This is a genomic window from Polynucleobacter sp. MWH-Adler-W8 (assembly GCF_001889925.1).
Classification (GTDB): Bacteria; Pseudomonadota; Gammaproteobacteria; order Burkholderiales; family Burkholderiaceae; genus Polynucleobacter.
This window is the reverse complement of sequence record NZ_LZFI01000002.1, coordinates 203,103-224,355: the sequence shown is the minus strand read 5'-3', so window position 1 is coordinate 224,355 and position 21,253 is coordinate 203,103. Positions and strand designations below refer to the sequence as shown.

Annotated in this window: 23 protein-coding genes and 1 tRNA gene; 8 read left to right on the top strand and 16 right to left on the bottom strand. The window is 46.6% G+C overall.

The genetic code is table 11. From position 1 onward, the window contains the following. Nucleotides 1–39: 39 nt before the first annotated feature. The 3 genes from AOC28_RS01940 to AOC28_RS01930 are packed head-to-tail and all read left to right on the top strand — an operon-like array spanning nucleotide 40 to nucleotide 2,208. The gene (locus tag AOC28_RS01940) at nucleotides 40–954 is read left to right on the top strand and encodes a tetratricopeptide repeat protein (RefSeq protein ID WP_072582302.1); all 915 of its coding nucleotides are present in this window, start codon (nucleotides 40–42) and stop codon (nucleotides 952–954) included. After that, the gene (locus tag AOC28_RS01935) at nucleotides 926–1,429 is read left to right on the top strand and encodes a peptidylprolyl isomerase (protein WP_072582301.1); all 504 of its coding nucleotides are present in this window, start codon (nucleotides 926–928) and stop codon (nucleotides 1,427–1,429) included. The genes AOC28_RS01940 and AOC28_RS01935 overlap by 29 nt, the downstream gene beginning before the upstream one ends. Further along, on the top strand, nucleotides 1,426–2,208 hold the full coding sequence (locus tag AOC28_RS01930) for a UDP-2,3-diacylglucosamine diphosphatase (RefSeq protein ID WP_072582300.1): 783 nt from the start codon (nucleotides 1,426–1,428) through the stop codon (nucleotides 2,206–2,208). Before AOC28_RS01935 ends, AOC28_RS01930 begins: the two co-directional genes overlap by 4 nt. Nucleotides 2,209–2,240: 32 nt before the next feature. Here AOC28_RS01930 and AOC28_RS01925 read toward each other — a convergent pair whose 3' ends face one another. Further along, nucleotides 2,241–3,029 carry an inositol monophosphatase family protein gene (locus AOC28_RS01925; protein WP_072582299.1) on the bottom strand — a complete coding sequence of 263 codons (789 nt, stop codon included), beginning with the start codon at nucleotides 3,027–3,029 and terminating at the stop codon, nucleotides 2,241–2,243. Between the two features lie 140 nt (nucleotides 3,030–3,169). Here AOC28_RS01925 and AOC28_RS01920 point away from each other — a divergent pair, with 140 nt between their 5' ends. Both AOC28_RS01920 and cysE read left to right on the top strand, forming a co-directional pair. Beyond that, nucleotides 3,170–3,922 (top strand): RNA methyltransferase, encoded by a 753-nt coding sequence (locus AOC28_RS01920; protein WP_072582298.1) that lies wholly within the window; start codon nucleotides 3,170–3,172, stop codon nucleotides 3,920–3,922. Between the two features lie 23 nt (nucleotides 3,923–3,945). Further along, complete coding sequence (gene cysE, locus AOC28_RS01915) at nucleotides 3,946–4,710, top strand: serine O-acetyltransferase (protein WP_072582297.1); 765 nt, start codon at nucleotides 3,946–3,948, stop codon at nucleotides 4,708–4,710. Nucleotides 4,711–4,806: 96 nt separating this feature from the next. Here cysE and AOC28_RS01910 read toward each other — a convergent pair whose 3' ends face one another. Beyond that, nucleotides 4,807–5,406, bottom strand: a complete 600-nt coding sequence (locus AOC28_RS01910; protein ID WP_072582296.1) for a peptidylprolyl isomerase — start codon at nucleotides 5,404–5,406, stop codon at nucleotides 4,807–4,809. A 162-nt stretch (nucleotides 5,407–5,568) separates the two neighbouring features. Here AOC28_RS01910 and AOC28_RS01905 point away from each other — a divergent pair, with 162 nt between their 5' ends. Both AOC28_RS01905 and AOC28_RS11455 read left to right on the top strand, forming a co-directional pair. Next, nucleotides 5,569–6,693 (top strand): cupin domain-containing protein, encoded by a 1,125-nt coding sequence (locus tag AOC28_RS01905; RefSeq protein WP_237767712.1) that lies wholly within the window; start codon nucleotides 5,569–5,571, stop codon nucleotides 6,691–6,693. A 110-nt stretch (nucleotides 6,694–6,803) separates the two neighbouring features. After that, nucleotides 6,804–6,974, top strand: a complete 171-nt coding sequence (locus tag AOC28_RS11455) for a hypothetical protein (protein ID WP_192846841.1) — start codon at nucleotides 6,804–6,806, stop codon at nucleotides 6,972–6,974. A 61-nt stretch (nucleotides 6,975–7,035) separates the two neighbouring features. On the opposite strand, the gene bamC is transcribed toward AOC28_RS11455, so the two are convergent. From bamC to AOC28_RS01860, 9 genes are all read right to left on the bottom strand, one after another. Continuing rightward, a complete protein-coding gene (gene bamC, locus AOC28_RS01900) occupies nucleotides 7,036–8,181 on the bottom strand; it encodes an outer membrane protein assembly factor BamC (protein WP_202816815.1) in 1,146 nt (381 codons plus the stop codon). Then, nucleotides 8,181–9,053, bottom strand: a complete 873-nt coding sequence (gene dapA, locus AOC28_RS01895) for a 4-hydroxy-tetrahydrodipicolinate synthase (RefSeq protein ID WP_072582550.1) — start codon at nucleotides 9,051–9,053, stop codon at nucleotides 8,181–8,183. Before dapA ends, bamC begins: the two co-directional genes overlap by 1 nt. A gap of 77 nt (nucleotides 9,054–9,130) precedes the next feature. Beyond that, nucleotides 9,131–9,700, bottom strand: a complete 570-nt coding sequence (locus AOC28_RS01890) for a methyltransferase domain-containing protein (protein ID WP_237767711.1) — start codon at nucleotides 9,698–9,700, stop codon at nucleotides 9,131–9,133. 3 nt (nucleotides 9,701–9,703) lie between these two features. Then, entirely contained in the window at nucleotides 9,704–10,906 is a 1,203-nt protein-coding gene (locus AOC28_RS01885) for a tryptophan--tRNA ligase (RefSeq protein WP_072582293.1), read from the bottom strand. Nucleotides 10,907–10,959: 53 nt separating this feature from the next. After that, nucleotides 10,960–11,811: a 3',5'-nucleoside bisphosphate phosphatase gene (locus AOC28_RS01880; RefSeq protein WP_072582292.1), complete on the bottom strand. Its 852-nt coding sequence runs from the start codon at nucleotides 11,809–11,811 to the stop codon at nucleotides 10,960–10,962. A gap of 9 nt (nucleotides 11,812–11,820) precedes the next feature. Next, complete coding sequence (gene zapE / locus AOC28_RS01875) at nucleotides 11,821–12,924, bottom strand: cell division protein ZapE (protein ID WP_072582291.1); 1,104 nt, start codon at nucleotides 12,922–12,924, stop codon at nucleotides 11,821–11,823. Then, entirely contained in the window at nucleotides 12,925–14,361 is a 1,437-nt protein-coding gene (gene lpdA / locus AOC28_RS01870; protein WP_072582290.1) for a dihydrolipoyl dehydrogenase, read from the bottom strand. Between the two features lie 12 nt (nucleotides 14,362–14,373). Beyond that, nucleotides 14,374–15,567: a 2-oxoglutarate dehydrogenase complex dihydrolipoyllysine-residue succinyltransferase gene (gene odhB / locus AOC28_RS01865; RefSeq protein WP_072582289.1), complete on the bottom strand. Its 1,194-nt coding sequence runs from the start codon at nucleotides 15,565–15,567 to the stop codon at nucleotides 14,374–14,376. A gap of 52 nt (nucleotides 15,568–15,619) precedes the next feature. Beyond that, nucleotides 15,620–18,475, bottom strand: a complete 2,856-nt coding sequence (locus AOC28_RS01860) for a 2-oxoglutarate dehydrogenase E1 component (protein WP_072582288.1) — start codon at nucleotides 18,473–18,475, stop codon at nucleotides 15,620–15,622. A 299-nt stretch (nucleotides 18,476–18,774) separates the two neighbouring features. Here AOC28_RS01860 and AOC28_RS01855 point away from each other — a divergent pair, with 299 nt between their 5' ends. Then, the gene (locus AOC28_RS01855) at nucleotides 18,775–19,473 is read left to right on the top strand and encodes an excisionase family DNA-binding protein (protein ID WP_072582287.1); all 699 of its coding nucleotides are present in this window, start codon (nucleotides 18,775–18,777) and stop codon (nucleotides 19,471–19,473) included. An 83-nt stretch (nucleotides 19,474–19,556) separates the two neighbouring features. Here AOC28_RS01855 and AOC28_RS01850 read toward each other — a convergent pair whose 3' ends face one another. From AOC28_RS01850 to AOC28_RS01830, 5 genes are all read right to left on the bottom strand, one after another. After that, nucleotides 19,557–19,841, bottom strand: a complete 285-nt coding sequence (locus AOC28_RS01850; protein ID WP_072582286.1) for an H-NS histone family protein — start codon at nucleotides 19,839–19,841, stop codon at nucleotides 19,557–19,559. A 183-nt stretch (nucleotides 19,842–20,024) separates the two neighbouring features. Then, nucleotides 20,025–20,438, bottom strand: a complete 414-nt coding sequence (locus tag AOC28_RS01845; RefSeq protein WP_072582285.1) for a PaaI family thioesterase — start codon at nucleotides 20,436–20,438, stop codon at nucleotides 20,025–20,027. 37 nt (nucleotides 20,439–20,475) lie between these two features. Then, nucleotides 20,476–20,552, bottom strand: a tRNA-Pro gene (locus AOC28_RS01840). Between the two features lie 24 nt (nucleotides 20,553–20,576). Then, complete coding sequence (locus tag AOC28_RS01835; RefSeq protein ID WP_072582284.1) at nucleotides 20,577–20,927, bottom strand: MerR family transcriptional regulator; 351 nt, start codon at nucleotides 20,925–20,927, stop codon at nucleotides 20,577–20,579. Beyond that, the gene (locus AOC28_RS01830; protein WP_072582283.1) at nucleotides 20,905–21,228 is read right to left on the bottom strand and encodes an integration host factor subunit alpha; all 324 of its coding nucleotides are present in this window, start codon (nucleotides 21,226–21,228) and stop codon (nucleotides 20,905–20,907) included. The genes AOC28_RS01835 and AOC28_RS01830 overlap by 23 nt, the downstream gene beginning before the upstream one ends. Nucleotides 21,229–21,253 lie beyond the last annotated feature (25 nt).

Below are 21,253 nucleotides of genomic sequence, written 5' to 3'. Positions count from 1 at the left end.
GTAGCGCCAATTTGTTAGACTGAGCGCTGAGTATATCGAATGAGCCCGTTTCACACCCCTTCCTCTATGCCCCACAACGCCCCAGCGCCACACCTTGCCCTGAATAAGGTCTTAGTCCCAGCTTTTGCCGCTTTGGTATCACTGGTACTGATGACAGGCTGCAGCACGCCTGCCCAGCAACGTGCCGATGCTGAAATTCAGGCATTACATGCCCAGGAAATGAAGTCAGGCCAATTGGCTCCACAACCCTATTTAGGCGGTTACAGCCCAACTGATCCCCCTAGGTTATCGGCGGATATGGGTTATGACCCATTAAACCCAGAGTTATCAGAGACCGTTGGCGTCCCGTTTTTATCCTTCTTGATTATTGAGCCGGACCCCATCACCAAAAATGCGGTGCCATCCGATGTAGAAAAACTGATCAAGGCACGCAAATACCAAGATGCGGTTACCCAAATCAATGCGGACCTCAAGAAGACGCCACGCAATGTGCAATTGCGTTTTGTAAAAGCGCGCTTACAAATTGAGATGCGCCAATTCGATCAAGCCAAAAAAACGTTGATTGAAATTACCCAGCAGTTCCCTGAATTGCCAGAGCCATATAACAATCTTGCAGCGATAGCTGCCAACCAAGGTCAATGGATTGAGGCGCGAGATTATTTAGAACTTGCATTAAAGCTACGCCCTAGCTATGCCATTGCCTCAGCCAATCTGGGTGAGATCTATATTCGCCTTGGCGCTCAAGCGTATGAAGATGCCGCGAAAAATACAACGCTGAATCAGCGTCAATACTCCAACCGCGCTAAAGCACTCTTAGATGTGCTCAAGCCCCCTGCAAAGCGCCCTGTTAATCGCGCCCTCAATTCTGCAGATTCTCTGCCTAGCAACACTTCATTCACTAACCCTCTAGAAAGTAGACCTAATAATGGCGAAAGTACTCTTAAAAACCAATAAGGGTGAGATTACCCTCACTCTTGATGTGGCTAAGGCACCGAAAAGTGTTGCTAACTTTTTGCAATACGTAAAAAGCGGTCATTACGATGGCACGATTTTCCACCGCGTCATTGATAACTTTATGGTTCAAGGCGGCGGCATGACTGCTGGCATGAAGCAAAAGCCAACAGGTGCAGAAATTGAAAACGAAGCCAATAATGGCCTCAAGAATGATCGCTACACGGTAGCCATGGCGCGTACCAGCGACCCACATTCTGCAACTGCTCAATTCTTTATCAATGTGAATGACAACGATTTCTTAAACCACACTGCTCCGAATGCCCAAGGCTGGGGTTATGCGGTATTCGGCAAAGTTACTGGCGGCATGGATGTCGTTGACACCATTCGCAAAGTCAAAACTGGTAGCTCCGGCTTTCACCAAGATGTTCCTGCTGAAGATGTTGTGATTGAGAAGGCTACCGTTCTCGAGGAATGATTCCGCAACACGCGAGCGCGCTGCTCATATCAGACTTACACCTCACGCTGTCAATGCCCTTGACGGCGCAACGCTTTTTTGACTTCTGTGAAAAAGACGCTCCTAAAGTTGAGGCAGTATTTATTCTAGGTGACTTATTTGAGTATTGGGTTGGTGACGATGCATCCGCATCTTCACCTTTTCAACAAGAAGTTCAGCGCGCCATCGCTAACCTTTCTACCAAAGTAAAAACGTATTACATCCATGGCAATCGAGATTTTTTAATCGGCAAAAGTTTTATTAAAAAGACTGGCATGACACTCTTGCCAGATCCTAGCGTAGTTGAATTAGCTTCACACAAATGGGTCTTAGCCCATGGTGATGCTTTATGTACCGCAGACTTAGGCTATCAGGTATTTCGTAGTTGGGTTAGAAAACCTTGGGTGCAAAAACTCTTTTTAACCTTACCCCTCAATTGGCGCAAAGGTGTTGCCCAGCATCTACGTAGCAATAGCCATAGCCAATATCAAACACAGCATCGCTCTGCTGCAAGTCAACTCAGAATGGATGTCACGCGAGAAGCTTGTGCAGCTGTGATGAAAGATCAATCTGGAGACAGATTAATTCATGGGCATACTCACTTGCCGGCCCATCATAAAGAATCTATGGATACCCAGGCTTGGCAGCGCTGGGTTTTATCTGACTGGGATCTCGATCACCCTGAGAGCCTTCATCCTCGGGCAAGCGCCCTACTGATCGATAGTGCTGGAGCGCGCTATCTCGACCTTATTAAGCACTAAGCACTACTGACTTCTCGGGTCGAGAATTTGAATTAAGAAACTGAGTATTTAGAGAGTGACTGCACCATCTGTGCAAAGATACGTGGATTGGCAGCCATGACTTCACCGCTTTTCAGAAAGCCCTCTTCTCCACGATAGTTACCAATCAGTCCGCCCGCTTCAGTGATCAGCAAAGCACCAGCAGCCATGTCCCATGGCTTGAGATCGCTCTCAAAAAATCCATCGTAACGACCAGCTGCTACATAAGCCAAATCCAATGATGCAGCGCCTGGGCGACGTAAGCCCGCGCATTGACGTGACATTTCAGCAAAGATCTTTAAATACTTTTCTAAGTCCTGGTCTTCACGATACGGAAAGCCAGTACCGAGCAAAGAATTTGCCAAGCGATCTTGCGTGGCTACACGCAAACGCCGACGATCCAAATATGCGCCTGCACCACGGGTAGCGGTGAATAACTCATCACGTGTTGGGTCATAAACTACGGCTTGTTGAGTCACGCCATTTACTGCGAGCGCAATCGAAACCGCATACTGCGGAAAGCCGTGAATAAAATTAGTTGTGCCATCTAGTGGATCAATGATCCAAACGTTTTCTGCATCCGCATTGTGTTCGCCTGTTTCTTCAGCTAAAAATCCATGGGTTGGATAGGCTTCGCTAAGCGTTTCAATGATGGCCGCTTCTGCGGCTTTGTCCACCTCGGTGACGAAATCGTTGTGCTGCTTACGGTCAACTTGCAAGCGCTCTAAATTCAAAGAAGCACGATTAATGACTGTTCCAGCGCGACGGGCGGCCTTGACGGCCACATTTAACATGGGATGCATAGTATTGATGGACAAATTAAATAAGAACAAGCTCCTTGTAATGCCTGCAAAAAGGAAAATTGCATGACAATACGAAGCTAACAGCCTGATTCTAAACGATTAGCATCTATTACCCCCTATAAACACCCCCATTGGCATTGATGAATATCGACAAATCTGAACTATTGCGCTGGGTTTTAGTCGAAACCAGTCACCCTGGAAACGTGGGTTCAGCTGCTCGCGCCCTCAAAACGATGGGCTATAGCGATCTGCGCCTTATTAATCCCAAGATCAAAGACGTAGCAGCCAATACTGATGCCATTGCTCTAGCCAGCGGTGCGGCAGATATCCTTGAGCACTCCTTAGAAAGCAGTTCATTAGCCTCCGCCGTAGAGGGTTGCTCACTAGTTTTAGGCTTAACCAGCCGTGATCGAGAGTTTGGCCCACCAGCCTTAAACTGGGAGACCGCTCGGACCTTAATAGCCGATACGACATCAAGTGGAAGACGGGTTGCCTTGCTCTTTGGTCCAGAAAGAACTGGCTTGGATAACGATCATTTGGCCTTATGCACCCATAGAGTCTGGTTAGATGCCAATCCAGACTACCCGTCTCTTAACTTGGCCCAGGCAATCATGGTCTGCGCCTACACCCTTAGGGAAACACTCTCTCGGCATTTGGGGGGACGAAATGCCTTATCTAGCCGGGAAGAAATGGCTGATTTTGCCGATCCTGCCGCCGTTGCAGCGATGCTGGAACATTGGCGCGAAGGTCTGGAGGCCATTGGGTATTTAGATCCAGCCAACCCCAAGAAACTGATGCCCCGTATCCAAGCGCTGTTTGCTCGTAGCCGCCTTCATAAAGAAGAGATTGATCTGCTGCGCGGTATTGCAAAACAGATGCTCCTGAGAAAATAAGCGCATCCCGTTAAAATCAAGCTATGTCAAATCCCCTATTCGACCAAGTCGACTCCATTATTGCCAGAGACCCAGCAGCCCGGAATCGTCTCGAGGTCATCACTTGCTATCAAGGCTTGCATGCAGTTTGGCTGCATCGCATCTCCCATTTTCTATGGAATCTTGGTCTGAAATGGCTTGCCCGTGTGTTGTCCATGTTTGCGCGTTTTTTCACTGGGATAGAAATTCATCCTGGTGCAAAGATTGGTCGCCGAGTATTTTTGGATCATGGGCTCGGTATTGTGATTGGTGAGACCACTGAAATTGGTGATGACTGCACGATTTATCAAGGCGTTACCTTGGGCGGCACTTCGCTTTATAAAGGCGTTAAGCGCCACCCTACTCTTGGCAAAGGTGTTGTCGTCAGTGCTGGCGCAAAAGTTCTCGGTGGATTTACTGTGGGCGATGGAGCACGCGTTGGATCCAATGCGGTGGTATTGAAAGAAATTCCTGCAGGTGCGACTGCGGTTGGTATTCCTGCTCGCATCTTGCATCCAGATTTACCGCAAAGTCCTGATAGCAAAACAAAGGAATATTTTTCTGCTTATGGAGTGACCCCGAATGTAGATGATCCTGTATCAATGGCGCTCAAAGGTTTAATTGATGCCACGATCGAACAGGAAGCCAAGATTGCAGCGCTAGAGAAGGCGTTAGCCAAGTTAAGCAACACCTCTGCTGGCGTTGATGCTGAAGGCTCTAGCGATACCAAACGCGACCTTGATGCGATTAAACAGTGGTTGAGGGAGTAGTGATTTGCGGTTACCCATTAAGGGTCATGCGGAAGAAATGATGCAATAAAAAAGGAATAGCATGCTATTCCTTTCTTTATTCAAACTTGGTTTTAATTAATGTAGCGTACGTGGGCCCGTGCTATCACCACCTAATACGCCGCCTGGAAATTCTTCATCTTCATCATCGCCCTCATCATTAGGCATCCCAAATGAAAAACTTTCGCCACCTTCTGGATGACGATTTTCAATTTCATCATCAGTAGCTGCGCGAACATCTTCAACTTGAACCCAAAAACGTAACGCCATGCCTGCTAACGGATGATTACCATCTAACACCACTTGACTGTCTGCAACATCCGTAACGGTATAGATTAAAGGTTCATCATCTTCAGAATCATGCACAGTCGCATCTTCATCCGCATCAGGCACGCCTTCAAACTGCATCCCCACTTCTAAAGGCTCCGGGAAACGGGTACGTGGCTCGATCTTTAACAACTCAGGATCATATTCACCAAAGGCTTCACTAGGCTCTAGCTGAATCGTTGCCTCATAACCAATATCTTGGCCATCAAGCAGAGTCTCGATTTTAGGAAAAGTGCCTTCATAACCACCGTGCAGGTATACCATCGGAGCATCGGGTTCCTCGATGACATTATTTTGCGCATCGGTTAACTTATAGCGAAGGGATACGATGGTATTTTTTTCAATCTTCATGCGGAATTTGTCGAACATTCGTTTTTAATCAGTTTCTAAACAGCTTTTTACTTTATGACCTCATTTTACTTGAGCAAACCCTATGAGCCACCTCGGGCTCCCTCAAAGCTCCCTTTAGGCGAGCCCTGGGCCTTATTTGGGGGTATTAGCCCAGACCAGTTCATGGCGCGGTATTGGCATAAAAAGCCCCTTCTCATACGCAGGGCGATTCCGGCATTTGCCCTTTCGGCCAACAAAGGTGGGTCCTTGGATAGCCCTATTCCCACCAAAGAGTTACTCAAATTTGCTCTACAAGATGAGGTAGAGGCACGCTTGGTTAAATCCAATCCATGGAGCTTTGATGGCGGACCGTTTTCTAAAAGGGCAATTCCATCGATCAACAAGCCCGACTGGACTTTATTGCTTCAAGGAATGGAGGCACATCATCCAGCAGCTGCAAACATTCTGTCCTGGTTCCGCTTTATTCCTGATGCGCGCTTAGATGACTTAATGATTAGCATTGCTGGTATTGGAGGCGGTGTTGGCCCCCACTTTGATTCTTACGACGTCTTCCTGATTCAAATGTCTGGTAGAAGGCAGTGGAAAATTTCAGAACAAAAAGATCTGAGCCTCAACCCTAATCTACCGCTAAAAATTCTGCGTAACTTTAAGCCTGAGCGGGAGTGGACGCTAGAGCCTGGCGATATGTTGTATCTACCGCCACATGTTGCTCATAATGGTATTGCGCTAGATGCGGGTTGCCAAACATGGTCTGTTGGATTTCGCTCCCCCAGCTTTAAAGAATTACTGCAAGAAGGTTTGTGGCGCCTAGCAGAATCTTTGGAGAATATTCCCGCCCTAGAGAGCAAGTTTGCAGATCCTAAACAAGGTGCAACCCATAGTGCAGAGCAATTGCCGGAAGAGCTCATCAAACAGCTAGACTCAAAACTCAAAGAGCTGAAACTAGACAAAATTGATGGATTTCTACCCGGGATTACTGCCTATCTATCAGAACCCAAACAACAAGCCCTTTTTGACGCCCCCGATACACCCCTAAAACCGAATGCATTCCTTAAAAAACTTGGGGCTAGCAGACTTCTCCCCCATCCACAAACCCGTATTTTAAGCCTTGGAAAACAGGTGTATTGCAACGGAGAATCCATGACCCAGGGACAAGCTCCAGCTATTCTTTCGGCCTGGCAGACCCTCTCGGCACATAAAGAACTCAGGGTGGGCAGGCTCAAACAGCCTGATCAATCCAGCCTTTATGAGGCTTATTTAGCCGGATGGTTGGTTTTTGAACACTGAATACGGAGATGGATATAATATTTACTGGAAACTACTTAGGGGCATTCCCTCGGTATATCCAAAGAACAATTACCGGTAATTGTTATTAATTTTTTTAAAGGAATTTACAAATGAAGAAGTCACTCGTATTCGCTGCTATGTTAGCAATCGCCTTGGCCGCTTGCGGTAAAAAAGAAGAAGCAAAACCTGCTGAAGCTGCTGCTACTCCAGCTGCACCTGCTGCTGAAGCTCCTGCTGCTGCTCCAGCTCCAGCTGCTCCTGCTGCCGACGCTAAGAAGTAATCTTCTTCATGAAGAAAAAAAGCCGCTGAAAAGCGGCTTTTTTATTTGCCTTCAAAAACCACTACTTTGTTAGTTGCTCTGTTAACAAAGTCAGCAATTGATAACCAGCAGGCGTATTTTCTGGTTTGCCATCCGCGTTCTGTACATAAACATTTGCAGAATTCTCACCAGTACTCTTCACTAGCACCTGATATTTTTTGGCCTTCATACCAGACTCATCTTTACTGCTAAAGAGGTTGGAGAAGAAGCCCTTGGTATCGCCCAAGTCTTTAGGATTCACGTAACGAACATAGTAAACACCACTTGAGCGATTCCGATCCTCAACCGTGAAGTTAGAGCGATCCAGAGCCAATCCAACATCACGCCAAGAGCGATCAAAGCCAGCACTGAGCTCGATATAGGCTTGGTTAGTGCCCTCCTGAACAAACTTCGCTTTAGGCGTTTTAGGACCAAGAGGCACTGCAACCATTGCTTTAGCCTGCTCTTGCGTCATGCCTAAGCGCTCCATCAAACGAGCCAAAAATACAGCTTCCAATTCTGGGTCGTTAGGGCGAGGAGTCCAAATAGTAGATAAACAAGCGCCTGTAGCGTCGGTTGTACATTTCTCAATCGCGCCGCGCTGAGTAATATAAATTTCTGTCTCGCCTGGCTTAGATACCTCAAGACGAGTTTTGTATTTATCGCGTTCACCAGTGTCATAAATAGAGTCGATTGCACCGCCAATAGTTGAGCGAATCCAATCTTGTGCAATCTTTGCGCGATTTTCTGCCCAGTCGGTTTCCATAATGCCGGTTGATGGCGAATCGATTACCAACAAGAAGCCATTCTCTTGCCAGAAATCTTTTACTTGTGGGTAGAGCTCAGGAGCTGGTTTTTCCACTACCAACCAACGACGTTCACCATCACGCGCAATTCGCATGCCAGGAATACCCGTCATGACGTTGCTACGCATCTGCGTCGATTTCTTAACGGCAGAATTGTATTCAGACATCGTCGCTGTACCGTCCTGAACGATGTAGCGGCGATCCGCCTGCGCCGTGATTAAGTCTGGCGGGTATGACAAATTAGGACCGCGCACTGCACCTGCACTCTTGTAGTCAACGGTATCGCTACTCGTAACTGACTTACAAGCAGTCAATGCAGTAGAAGCAATAACAATTAAAGAGAGAATCGATAAATATCGACGGGATAGTTTGAGCAAATTCATCATAATAGGTTGGCCTGTTTTAACGCTGCCTTCAAAGGCTCGCGCAAGGAATTGCTTAAAGGTGTTAATGGCAAACGAATGCCAGCAGTAATCTTGCCCATCTCATGCAATGCCCACTTCACGGGGATTGGGTTAGCCTCTGTGAACATAGCTTTATGGACTGCAATCAGTTGATATTGAATTTCACGGGTTCTTTTCACATCATCTGACATGGCGGCTACGCAGAGCTCATGCATCAAACGCGGAGCAATATTAGCCGTAACAGAAATATTGCCCTTGCCACCCATCAACATCAACAAGGCCGCAGTCAGATCGTCGCCCGAAAATACAGAGAAGTCTTGATGGCCAGCACGCTTGAGATCATTAATCAATAAGGTGCCACGCTCTAGGCTACCTGTTGCTTCTTTAATGCCAATAATGCCTGGCACACCCGCTAAACGGACCACCGTGTCGCCAGCCAAATCAGCAACCGTTCTGCCGGGGACGTTATACAAAATCACTGGCAAATCCACCGACTCTGCAATCTTTTTAAAGTGAGCAAACATGCCATCTTGCGTTGGCTTGTTGTAATACGGTACTACCTGCAAGCTGGCATCTGCGCCAACCTGCTTAGCAAATTTAGTTAATTCAATCGCTTCAATCGTAGAGTTACCGCCGGTACCAGCAATCACTGGAATGCGTCCAGCAATCTGCTCCACTGTCACACGAATGAGCTCACAGTGCTCTTCAACAGAAACTGTTGGAGACTCACCGCTAGTGCCAACAATCACAATGCCGTCAGTGCCTTCAGACACATGCCAATCCAACAAGGAACGCAAGCTAGCATAATCCAAGCTGCCATCTTCGAACATGGGAGTCACGATAGCCGGCATACTGCCAGCGATGGGCTTTTTGCTACCTTTGGAATGAGCTGTATTTGTCACCGAATATGCACCGATTTTTAGCTGTCTTAACCCTGAAATTGTAACGGAATGCGCTGTTTTAGCTCACCTTTTACTGCGCATAGGCGCTGAACCATGGCTGGTTTGGGTTGATCTACGTAAATATCCTCATAAGCCACTACCTTAAGACCATGACGAGAGGCAAAAGCGAGCAATTCCCCTGGATTTAGCAGGAAATTGGGGTTGGATGGCTTACCAAATTCCCCATTTCCCAGGGCGAAGGTTTCGTAGATCAAAACACCACCCTTTTGCAGCATTTTGGGTAATTGGTCTAAGTGCGGTCGATAGAGGTAGTTTGTCACTACGATCGCACTGAACTCTGAACCTATCAGAGGCCAATCAGCCTGTTCAAGATTGAGATGCTTTGGGGTGATTAAAGGGTTACCAACAGAACCTACTGCTGTGACATCTTGATCAACCGCCAAGACATCATGACCCATGCTTGCCAATAACTCAGAATGTCGACCTGATCCGCAAGCTAAATCTAGCACCACTCCATCCACTTGAATGAGGGGCGCAAATCTCCTTACCCAAGGAGAGGCATTCAAAATGGCATCATGCGGGTTAGGCAAGATCAAGACTCAATCGTAAGCAAGGCCCATTGCTTCGCGAACCTCGCGCATGGTTTCCTGGGCAACCTTGCGTGCTTTGTCGCAACCATCGGCAATGATGGAACGCAGCAAACTAGGATCATCCAAATACTTCTGCGCACGTTCAAACATCGGTTGTTGCTCAGCCAAAATTGAATCAATTACCGGTTGCTTGCACTCGAGGCATCCAATACCAGCGGATTTACAACCCTTATCAACCCATTGTTTTGTTTCCTCATTGGAGTAAACAGTATGCAGTTGCCATACCGGGCAACGTGCTGGATCTCCGGCGTCGGTTCTTCGGACGCGGGCTGGATCGGTTGGCATCGTACGAATCTTCTTAATAACATCTTCGGGATTTTCACGAATGCTGATGGTATTGCCGTAAGACTTAGACATCTTCTGACCATCGATACCAGGCATACGTGATGCCGTTGTGAGAAGTGCTTGTGGCTCAGGCAGAATAATTTTGCGGGCACCTTCTAAAAAGCCAAAGAGTCTTTCGCGATCAGCCATCGATAAACTCTGCGCTTCTTGCAGCAATGCTTTAGCTTGCTCCAACGCCTCATCATCACCACGCTCTTGAAATGCCACTCGTAATTCCGCATACATCTTGGCGCGTTTGCTGCCTAATTTTTTAACTGCCTCTAAGGCTTTTTCTTCAAAGCCGGGCTCGCGTCCGTATAAATAATTAAAGCGGCGCGCTACTTCACGAGTCATCTCTACGTGTGGCACCTGATCTTCACCAACCGGAACCAACTGTGCGCGATACATCAATATATCGGCCGCCTGTAGCAATGGATAACCCAAGAAACCATAAGTTTGGAGATCCTTTTCCTTGAGTTTCTCAATTTGATCTTTATAGGTGGGTACCCGCTCAAGCCAGCCCAGCGGGGTTCCCATGGAGAGTAATAGAAAAAGTTCGGCGTGCTCAGGTACTTTACTTTGAATGAACAAGGTCGCCTGATTTGGATCAACGCCCGTTGCCAACCAATCAATCACCATCTCCCATACTGACTGCTCAATGACATCCGGAGTCTCGTAGTGCGTAGTTAATGCATGCCAATCTGCCACAAAAAAGAAGCATGGATACTCGGACTGCAAGCGCACCCAGTTCTTTAATACACCATGGTAGTGACCCAAGTGCAAGCTACCGGTTGGTCGCATGCCAGAGAGAACGCGTTCAGCAAACATCTGTATTCTTTTTCTAAGTGGTTAAGTAATGATGGAGTTAATGAATTAATCGTTTAATGAAATGCAGACCATACTGGCGTGAGGTGATCCGGTAAGTGCGGCAAATTGCCTAAATCTATATGACTCTCGCTTGGGTCATGAAAATCGGAGCCACGAGAGGCTAAAAAGCCATATTGCTGCGCAATCTTTGCAAAGGTTTTGTATTGGTCAGGGCTATGGCTACCCGTAATCACCTCAATTGCTAGGCCACCAATATCCTTGAAGTGTTTATAGAGCTCGTCCATTTGCATGGCATTGAGTCTACTGTAGCGGCCAGGATGGGCAATCACCGCTACACCACCTGCTGATTTAATCCAGCTAACAGCGTCATCTAGGGTAGCCCACTGATGAGGTACATATCCTGGTTTACCTTCAATTAAATAATTTTTAAATACGTGCTCGGTATTGCGACATACGCCCTGCTCTACTAAGAAACGCGCAAAGTGTGTTCTTGAAATCAAATCATGATTGCCTGCAAAATGAAGTGCGCCCTCATAAGCGCCAGGTATACCTGCTTTGAGTAACTGTTCTGCCATCAGTTTGGCGCGATTACCTCGGCCATCACGAGTGCAACGAAGTCCTTCGATGATGCCAGCATGCTCAGCATCAATTCCAAGGCCAACAATATGAATCGTCTCACCCATCCAAGTGACAGAAATTTCTACACCAGCAAGGTAATCGATGTTTAATGCGCTTGCTGCTTCTCGAGCACGTTTCTGACCGCCCAACTCATCATGATCGGTCAGGGCCCACAAATGCACTCCATTGGCTTTAGCACGCTCCGCTAATTGTTCGGGCGTCAAAGTGCCATCAGAAATCACTGAATGGCAATGCAAGTCGGCGTTTAGGGGTGAAAAGCTGCTCATAACCCTATTTTAGGTCAAGCTGGTGTCAATTACCCGGCGCGGTGCATCTAGGTAGTCACGAGACTGCATCTCAATCAAACGGGAAACGGTTCGAGAGAATTCAGCCGTAATTTGGCCCTCAGTGTACAAATCTGGGGCTGGGACCTCAGCAGACATGATTAACTTAATCTTGTGGTCATACAAGACGTCGATTAGCCAAATAAAGCGGCGAGCTTCATTTGTCATTCTTGGGGGCATATAGGGCACCCCAGACAAAATCACCGTATGAAACTGGTTCGCAATCTCTAAGTAATCATTTTGTGAGCGTGGACCGCAACACAAAGTTTTGAAGTCGAACCAAACTACACCGTCAGCCATGTGAAGCGGTCGTAACTCACGGTTCTCAATATTGAGAACTGGATTACGCGCTTCTTTTTGATTGCCAATTAAGGTTTGAAACATTTGACCGAGCGTTGCTTGCGTCTCCGCATTGACCGGAGTCAGATAAGCCTCTACTTGCGCCATCTGCACGCGGCGGTAATCATTACCTGCATCTACGTTCAAAACGTCGAGTTTTTCTTCCAACAGCTTAATAGCAGGAATCAATCTATCCCGATGTAAACCATTAGGATAGAGCTGATCTGGACGATAGTTGGAAGTCATCACAAACTGTACGCGGTCAGCAAAGAGTGCGCTGAGTAAGCGGTAGAGAATCATTGCATCGGCGATGTCATTGATATGAAACTCATCAAAACAAATTAAGCGATAACGATTTGAAATGCGTTTTGCTAACTCATCTAGCGGATCCGATAAACCCGATAGCTCATGCAATTCACGATGCACTTCACGCATGAACTCATGAAAATGAATACGGATTTTCTTTTCTAATGGTGAGGCCGCATAAAAGCAGTCCATTAAGAAGGATTTGCCACGACCCACCCCACCCCATAGATAAATACCGCGGGGAAGCGTCGGTTTAAATATTTTTTTCTTTAAGGTATTGCTGCGGATTTCTTTATAAGCAATCCATTGATCTTCACATTCCTGAAGACGCTCTACAGCACAAAGCTGCGCGGGATCGCTTTGATACCCGCGCGCTTTTAACTCTTGTTGGTAAAACTCAATGGTTTTCAATTACATATTTAATGCACGTGAGTCTGTCGCTAACGCTGCTTCGCGCATCACTTCAGACAAACTTGGATGTGCATGACAGATACGAGCAATATCTTCTGCTGCTGCTTTGAATTCCATTGCAACCGCTGCCTCAGCGATTAAGTCAGAAGCATTGGCGCCAATAATATGTACGCCAAGAATCTCATCTGTCTTAGCGTCAGCTAATACTTTGATGAAACCATCAGCGCGACCCATACCCAATGCACGGCCGTTAGCAGCAAACGGGAACTGACCTGCTTTATAAGCAATACCAGCCTCTTTCAGTGCTTGTTCAGTCTTACCAACCCAGGCAATTTCAGGATCTGTATAGATTACCCAAGGAATGCAGTTGTAATCGATGTGTGGTTTTTGGCCGGCGATTACTTCAGCAACCAAGACACCTTCGTCCTCTGCTTTGTGCGCCAACATTGGGCCACGCACTACGTCACCAACAGCGTAAACACCAGGCGCTGCAGTGGCACAAGTATGGTCATCGATTGGAATGAAGCCACGCTCATCCACTTTGAGACCAATATTATCTAAACCCAATTTATCAGTGTTAGGCACGCGTCCAACAGAAACAATTAAGCGCTCACATTCCAACTTAGCGGCCTTACCAGCGCTATCAGTGTAATTAACCACTACACCGTTCTTATCAGCTTTAACGTCGCCAATTTTTACACCAGTGTTGATACTCAAGCCTTGCTTAGCAAATAGTTTTTGAGCCTCTTTAGCAATGCTGATATCGCAAGCGCCTAAGAATGAAGGCATTGCTTCGAGTACAGTCACTTCAGCACCGAGACGGCGCCATACAGACCCCAATTCCAAGCCAATAACGCCAGCACCGATTACGCCTAATTTCTTAGGAGCAGAATCAAACTTGAGTGCACCTTCGTTATCACAGATCAAGACGTTATCCACAGTAATGCCTGGGAGGTGGCGTGCTTTAGAACCAGTCGCAATAATCACATTTTTTGAAGTAACCGTTTCTTTATCTTTGCCATCAATCTTCACTTGATAACCATCGGCGCCCTTGCCTTCAAATGTAGCGTGGCCTTTTAGCAAAGTGATTTTGTTCTTGCGGAATAAGTACTGAATACCACCGGTCATTTTGGTAACGATGTCGTCTTTACGAGCAATCATCTTTTTAGAGTCGATGCTAACAGCGCCCACTTTGATACCATGATCAGCAGCATAATGGTTAATCTTCTCAAACTCTTCAGAAGAAGCCAACAATGCCTTGGAAGGAATACAACCAACGTTTAAGCAGGTACCGCCCAAACGTGGCTCACCCTTAGGATCATCATAGGATTGAGATTCAGCACAAGCAACCTTGAAACCGAGTTGCGCTGCCCGAATTGCGGCGATGTAGCCACCAGGGCCACCACCAATAACCACTACGTCAAATACTTGGCTCATGATCTTTCCTTCTTACAAATCAAGGAGAAGACGTGAAGGATCTTCTAAAGCATCCTTCATAGCAACCAAACCAAGCACAGCCTCGCGACCGTCAATGATGCGGTGATCATATGACAAAGCAAGGTAGTTAATTGGGCGAACAACTACTTGACCGTTTTCAACTACAGCACGATCTTTAGTAGCGTGGATACCCAAAATAGCGGATTGCGGCGGGTTGATGATCGGAGTGGAAAGCATGGAGCCGAATACGCCGCCGTTAGAGATCGAGAATGTGCCGCCAGTCAACTCTTCAATTGACAACTTACCTTCGCGAGCTTTAGTGCCAAATTCAGCAATCTTCTTCTCAATGTCAGCTAAATTCATTTGATCAACATCGCGCAGAATTGGAACTACCAAGCCACGGGGTGAGCTCACAGCAATACCAATATCAAAGTAGCCGTGGTAAACGATGTCATTACCATCAACTGAAGCATTCAAGAGTGGGAATTTCTTCAAAGCATGTGTAGCTGCTTTAACGAAGAAAGACATAAAGCCCAACTTCACACCATGGACCTTTTCAAACTGATCTTTGTACTTATTGCGCATAGCGATTACTGGAGCCATGTTGACTTCGTTGAATGTAGTCAAGATGGCGTTGTTAGCCTGGGACTCAAGCAAGCGCTCAGCAATACGAGCACGCAAGCGGCTCATTGGTACGCGCTCTTCTGGGCGATCACCCATTGGCACTGGCGCGCTTGGTAATGCAGCAGATTTAGCGCCGCCTGCAGAAGCATTCAATGCATCACCCTTAGTGATACGACCATCACGTCCTGAACCAGCAACTTGACCAGCGTCGACACCCTTCTCTGCAAGAATTTTTGCAGCGGAAGGAGCGGCAGCTGCGCCAGCTTTAGCGGCAGGAGCAGCTGCTTTTGCTGGTGCTGCTGCAGGAGCAGCGGCAGGTGCAGGAGCAGCAGCGGCAACAGCAGTGCTATCAATCTTTGCAATCAATTGCTCAGCAACAACGGTACCACCGTCAGCAACAACGATTTCTGTCAAAACACCAGCGGAAGGAGCTGGTACCTCGAGAACCACTTTATCTGTTTCGATTTCGATCAAGATCTCGTCTTGACCAACAGCGTCACCAACCTTCTTTTTCCATTGCAACAAAGTTGCTTCAGCAACTGACTCTGAGAGTTGTGGAACTTTAACTTCGAAAATAGCCATGATTAATCCTGTTTGTATGTATGTATGTGTGTATGTTGAGTAATGAAGACGATTATTTCGTGATCACGTAACCTTTGAGTTTGGCAAATGCCGCATTCAGTAAAGACTTCTGCTGTTCTTGGTGGAGATGGGCATAACCACAAGCCGGTGATGCTGATGCAGGACGTCCTGCATAGCCCAACTTCATACCATCAGACATATTTTCCAAGATGTTGTGCTGAACAAAGAACCAGGCACCTTGGTTTTGCGGCTCATCTTGACACCACACTACGTCTTCCAATTTCGGATACTTCTTCATCTCAGCAGTCAATGCTTTGTGCGGGAATGGATACAACTGTTCTAAGCGAATGATCGCCATATCAGAAATCTTCTTCTCAGCGCGCTGCTTAACCAAGTCGTAATAGACCTTGCCAGAGCACATGACTAAACGAGTCACTTGCTTCGCATCGATAGAATCATCACGCTCGCCAATAATGGTTTGGAAACCGCCTTTAGTAAATTCAGATAAAGGTGATGCAGCTTCTTTATTGCGCAACAATGATTTTGGAGTCATCAAGATTAGCGGCTTGCGGAACTGACGAATCATTTGACGACGCAATACATGGAAGATCTGCGCTGCAGTGGTCGGCTGAATCACTTGCATATTCGTATCAGCACATAACTGCATAAAGCGCTCAAGACGTGCGGAAGAATGCTCTGGGCCCTGACCTTCGTAACCGTGCGGCAACATCATGACCAAACCGTTCGCGCGACCCCACTTCACTTCACCTGAGGCGATGAACTGATCAATAACTACTTGAGCGCCGTTAGCGAAGTCACCGAACTGGGCCTCCCAAATCGTCAGGGTGTTTGGCTCTGCAGCGGCATAGCCATATTCAAAACCCAGGACAGCCTCTTCAGAAAGAATCGAGTCAATCACCACAAATGGCGCTTGATCTTTTGTTACGTGCTGAAGAGCGACATAAGTACCGGTATCCCACTTTTCACGGTTTTGCTCATGCAATACCGCATGACGGTGGGTGAAGGTTCCACGTCCGCTATCTTCGCCAGATAAGCGCACTGGGTAGCCACTCGCAACCAAGGATGCGAAAGCCATATGCTCGCCCATACCCCAATCAACGTTAACCTCACCACGACCCATGGCAGCACGATCGTTGTAGACCTTAGCAACCAATGGGTGCGCCTTGAAACCTTCAGGAATGGTAGAGATCTTCTCAGCCAAACGCTTCCACTCTGTTAATGGAATTGCTGTATCGGCTTCATCGGTCCACTTCTTATTTAAGAAAGGAGACCAATCGACTGCAAACTTGCCTTTGAAGTTGCTCAATACTGGATCGGAGGTTTGCTTACCTTCATCCATAGCAGCGCGGTACTCTTTGACCATGAGGTCACCAGTACCAGCAGGCAACACTCCTTGAGTTTCTAATTTATCGGCATACAACTTGCGTGTGCCAGGATGTGCAGCAATGATCTTGTACATCAAAGGCTGAGTCATTGCAGGCGTATCTTGCTCGTTGTGACCCAATTTACGGAAGCAGATGATGTCAACTGCTACATCCTTATGAAACTTCATACGGAACTCAACAGCCAACTTTGTTGCTAAAACTACTGCTTCAGGATCGTCGCCGTTTACGTGCAATACCGGGGCATCCACAATCTTCATGATGTCCGTGCAATACAAGCTCGAACGCAAGTCACGCGGATCTGAGGTTGTGAAACCAATTTGGTTATTAATCACTATGTGCATTGTGCCGCCCGTGGAGTAACCACGAACTTCTGACATTGCTAATGTTTCTTGCATCACGCCCTGACCTGCAATCGCAGCATCACCGTGAACTAACACCGGCATGACTTGCTCACCCAACATATCACCACGACGCTCCATACGAGCGCGTGCAGAACCTTCTACCACTGGGTTAACGATCTCTAAATGGGATGGGTTAAATGCCAATGACAAGTGAACTGGACCACCGGGAGTAGAAATATCACTTGAGAAACCTTGGTGGTATTTAACATCACCTGCAGGCAATGTTTCTGGTCCCTTGTGCTCAAACTCCGCAAACAAGTCCTTAGGCATTTTGCCCAAGGTGTTGACCAATACATTGAGACGACCACGGTGAGCCATACCAATCACGATTTCCTGAATACCTTTATTACCTGAGTCACGGACCAACTCATCCATACAGGCAATAAAGCTTTCGCCACCCTCAAGGGAGAAGCGCTTTTGACCAACATATTTAGCTTGGAGGTAACGCTCTAAGCCTTCAGCAGCAGTTACGCGATCCAAGATTTGACGCTTCTCATCCACATTAAATTGTGGGGTTGAGCGAATAGACTCTAATTTTTCTTGCCACCACTTCTTAATCTTCTGGTCGGCAATAAACATAAACTCGACACCGATCGTGCCGCAATATGTCTCGCGCAATGCTTGGAGCAAATCGCGCAAGGACATTTCGTTTCTACCGAAGAATGTATTACTTGTATTGAAGACGATATCCATATCGCCATCAGTAAAGCCATAGAAAGCGGGATCTAACTCAGGAATATCCTGGCGCTCTGTCCGCTTTAATGGATCTAAGTTTGCCCAGCGATTGCCGACGTTACGATACGCGGCAATTAACTGCTGAACAGCAACGCGTTTGCGGCCCATCTCTGAGTCAGCCGAATCAGAAATCGTTCTGATTGGACCTTGCTTAGCGCGCTCAGCAAATGAAGCAACAATAGGTGCATGGGCAATGTCAGTTCGAGATGAACCGTCAACCGCAGGAACCTGTTTCACGTTATCAAAATAATCTCGCCAATGATCAGCTACCGAAGCTGGATCGTGCAAGTAGGATTCGTAGAGTTCCTCTACGTAGGGTGCGTTTCCGCCGAAGAGATAGGAGTTATCTCTTTGATCCTGCATCATGATGCTCACCTTTCATCGGGTTTCCCGAATAAAAACTGTGGTTAAAACCATTCGTTACACGGCTCTACCGTTTAGCGAATTGATCTGTGCGAATACTGGTGCTACAGGTGTAATTTAACACGAATGACCATTGATACATAAAGGGCATTCCCTGATTTCAAGGAATTTTGGGGTATCTCCCTATAAATGAGAATTAATAAGAACTTTCCTACCCCGCTTTAAAGGTTTACCGACAGATTCAAATGAATTTGATTTTTATTCTCTAAATCTTCAAACAATTAAATGAAATTAAGGGAAATATGAAATTAATTACCCCAGAAACGGAATATCTCAGTACTCGCCAAAGCGCCAAGGTTTTACAGGTTTCCCTAGGCACCGTTCAGAAAATGGTGGAATTAGGCGAACTCATTGCTTGGAAAACTCGTGGCGGCCATAGACGAATATTGGCCAGCTCTTTAGAACAGCAATTACAACGGAGAAAAAGGGCTATGCGTCAAAAGACCACGCAAAACTGCGTAGCCATGGGGATATTTAGAAGGTCTGAGAATGGCCAAGAATTATTAGAGTCCATTGCTGACTGGCAGCTAAAAGTAGACATGGAAATGGCAGTAGACAGCCTAGAGGGTTTAATGAAGGCTGTTTCCATTGCCCCCGATTTGATCTTTTTAGATGCTCTTATTCCACCTGTAGAGCAAGTCCATTTAATCCATTATTTGAGCAAAAACAAGGACACACAGCGTATACCTATTCTAGTAGATGAAGGTTTTATCAAACTGCACCCTGGTGTGGTTGCACTGGCAGACGAGAACTCTGGCGGTAAGCATCCTTTGAGCGAAAGCATCAAACAGGAGCTTGAAAACGGCTTAATTGACCTCAATCCACTCATTATTGGCTACCCCGCAACCAATCCAGAGGCTGAGGCAAACTGGCCTCATGGTAGTCGGCATGAGTTACTAGAACCCCTATTTGTAGAAGCTTTGGCTAGGAAGTGCGCTTAGAGGGCAATTCAGATTAAGAAAGGAGCACAAGAAAAGGCCGCTATCAGCGGCCTTTAGTGATAAAAATTAATAAAAACAAGCACTTAGATCAAATAGCTACTACGATCTCTGCCTTCAATCCACTTTGGCGCCTTACCTCTACCAGTCCAGGTTTCGCCTGTTGAAGGATTACGGTATTTAGGAGCCACTTTACCGCCAGCGCTCTTTACGCCGGCTTTACGGCTAAATAGATCGGATGCAGTTAAGCCATATTGCTCAATAATGACTTTGGCCTTGGCAATGCCATCAGCCTTTTCAAGGGCAATTGCTTCTTTAATCTGTTTATCCAACTGCTCGCGTTGGGCTAAAAGCTCTTTATAAGAAGACATATTCTTTTCACTCTCCGAATAATAGGTTGTTTTATAGGGCTTATATAAGCCATATTAGATGATGATTATATATACATTAATCAATAAGGCAATATATATTATTCGGAATAATTAACTATATTTATTAGGGCTATATCAGCTCAGGTTAATAAAAGACATAATCTTTATAAATATTATATTTAATTAAACTGATTTTGATTTTCTGAGCATAAAAGTACCGCTGGATTTGGCGGTTATCTCCCCTGTTTCATTCAAAACAACAGCTTCGCAGTAGTTAATCGTCTTTCCGGGTTTGAGGATGGTGCCCTCCACCACGATTTTGCCGGTGCTGGGACGCAGGAAGCTTACCGACATATCAATCGTCATGGCCCCCAAGGGAACCTCGGAAATGCTACGAGCTGCAGCGCCCATAGCAAAATCCAGAAGTGTCATGATGACACCGCCATGGGCAATACCAAAGCTGTTCTCATACTCAGGCTTAAGGTCAAGGCTAATTCGGGACTTACCTTCTTTCGCATACTCAGGAACTACGCCCAAATGCGCCAAAAAAGGAATTTTGAGACCAAAGTATTCAACGGGTTTTGTATCGCTTGTCATGGAGATGGTGCTTTTGAGATGGTGGGATTAGTTTGAATGGTCGGGGCGAGAGGATTTGAACCTCCGACCACATGCACCCCATGCATGTACGCTACCAGGCTGCGCTACGCCCCGACGAAAGCAAAATTGTAGCAGTAACTATTTAGAGAGAATCTGCAGAACCGCTTGCAATTCTTCACGCAGACGGAGATCGCCACGAGCCTCTTCAAGGCGATTACGAGCACCGCTAATCGTGAAGCCCTCTTCATAGAGGAGAGAGCGAATCTTTCTGATCAAGACCACTTCATGATGCTGGTAGTAGCGACGGTTACCGCGGCGCTTTTGTGGGCTGAGTTGAGCAAACTCCTGCTCCCAATAACGCAGTACGTGTGAGCGCACACCACAAAGATCAGCAACTTCACCAATGGTGAAATAGCGCTTTGCTGGTATCGGGGGAAGTTGAGAGCTCAGCAGCGCTGAGCTAGCATCAAACTCGGTTTTCTCGAGCATGTGACTCCACTACATCTTTAAGCTTTTGACTTGCGTGAAATGTAACTACGCGTCTAGCTGCAATCGGAATCATTTGACCTGTCTTTGGATTTCGGCCAGGACGAGCCGACTTATTGCGCAACTGGAAATTACCAAAACCGGAAATCTTAACTTCTACGCCTGCTTCAAGAGATTGGCCAACACGATCAAAAAAGGCATCGATCATATCTTTTGCTTCGCGCTTATTTAGTCCAACTTGATCAAAAAGAGCTTCAGATAGCTCATTCTTGGTAACGGTGTCGTTAGAAATCAATTCAGTCATTGCTTGTCTCTTTGGTAACTAATTA

Excerpts from the sequence above, each read along its gene's own strand:
- cysE (WP_072582297.1), top strand. The coding sequence starts at position 3,946 with ATGTCAAATCCCCTATTCGACCAAGTCGACTCCATTATTGCCAGAGAC.
- AOC28_RS01930 (WP_072582300.1), top strand. The coding sequence starts at position 1,426 with ATGATTCCGCAACACGCGAGCGCGCTGCTCATATCAGACTTACACCTC.
- AOC28_RS01935 (WP_072582301.1), top strand. The coding sequence starts at position 926 with ATGGCGAAAGTACTCTTAAAAACCAATAAGGGTGAGATTACCCTCACT.
- AOC28_RS01940 (WP_072582302.1), top strand. The coding sequence starts at position 40 with ATGAGCCCGTTTCACACCCCTTCCTCTATGCCCCACAACGCCCCAGCG.
- AOC28_RS01920 (WP_072582298.1), top strand. The coding sequence starts at position 3,170 with ATGAATATCGACAAATCTGAACTATTGCGCTGGGTTTTAGTCGAAACC.
- AOC28_RS01905 (WP_237767712.1), top strand. The coding sequence starts at position 5,569 with ATGGCGCGGTATTGGCATAAAAAGCCCCTTCTCATACGCAGGGCGATT.
- AOC28_RS01860 (WP_072582288.1), bottom strand. The coding sequence starts at position 18,475 with ATGATGCAGGATCAAAGAGATAACTCCTATCTCTTCGGCGGAAACGCA.
- AOC28_RS01880 (WP_072582292.1), bottom strand. The coding sequence starts at position 11,811 with ATGAGCAGCTTTTCACCCCTAAACGCCGACTTGCATTGCCATTCAGTG.
- dapA (WP_072582550.1), bottom strand. The coding sequence starts at position 9,053 with ATGCCGGCTATCGTGACTCCCATGTTCGAAGATGGCAGCTTGGATTAT.
- AOC28_RS01855 (WP_072582287.1), top strand. The coding sequence starts at position 18,775 with ATGAAATTAATTACCCCAGAAACGGAATATCTCAGTACTCGCCAAAGC.
- AOC28_RS01925 (WP_072582299.1), bottom strand. The coding sequence starts at position 3,029 with ATGCATCCCATGTTAAATGTGGCCGTCAAGGCCGCCCGTCGCGCTGGA.
- AOC28_RS01835 (WP_072582284.1), bottom strand. The coding sequence starts at position 20,927 with ATGCTCGAGAAAACCGAGTTTGATGCTAGCTCAGCGCTGCTGAGCTCT.
- AOC28_RS01830 (WP_072582283.1), bottom strand. The coding sequence starts at position 21,228 with ATGACTGAATTGATTTCTAACGACACCGTTACCAAGAATGAGCTATCT.
- odhB (WP_072582289.1), bottom strand. The coding sequence starts at position 15,567 with ATGGCTATTTTCGAAGTTAAAGTTCCACAACTCTCAGAGTCAGTTGCT.
- AOC28_RS01885 (WP_072582293.1), bottom strand. The coding sequence starts at position 10,906 with ATGTTTGCTGAACGCGTTCTCTCTGGCATGCGACCAACCGGTAGCTTG.
- AOC28_RS01850 (WP_072582286.1), bottom strand. The coding sequence starts at position 19,841 with ATGTCTTCTTATAAAGAGCTTTTAGCCCAACGCGAGCAGTTGGATAAA.
- bamC (WP_202816815.1), bottom strand. The coding sequence starts at position 8,181 with ATGAATTTGCTCAAACTATCCCGTCGATATTTATCGATTCTCTCTTTA.
- AOC28_RS01845 (WP_072582285.1), bottom strand. The coding sequence starts at position 20,438 with ATGACAAGCGATACAAAACCCGTTGAATACTTTGGTCTCAAAATTCCT.
- lpdA (WP_072582290.1), bottom strand. The coding sequence starts at position 14,361 with ATGAGCCAAGTATTTGACGTAGTGGTTATTGGTGGTGGCCCTGGTGGC.
- AOC28_RS01910 (WP_072582296.1), bottom strand. The coding sequence starts at position 5,406 with ATGAAGATTGAAAAAAATACCATCGTATCCCTTCGCTATAAGTTAACC.
- AOC28_RS11455 (WP_192846841.1), top strand. The coding sequence starts at position 6,804 with ATGAAGAAGTCACTCGTATTCGCTGCTATGTTAGCAATCGCCTTGGCC.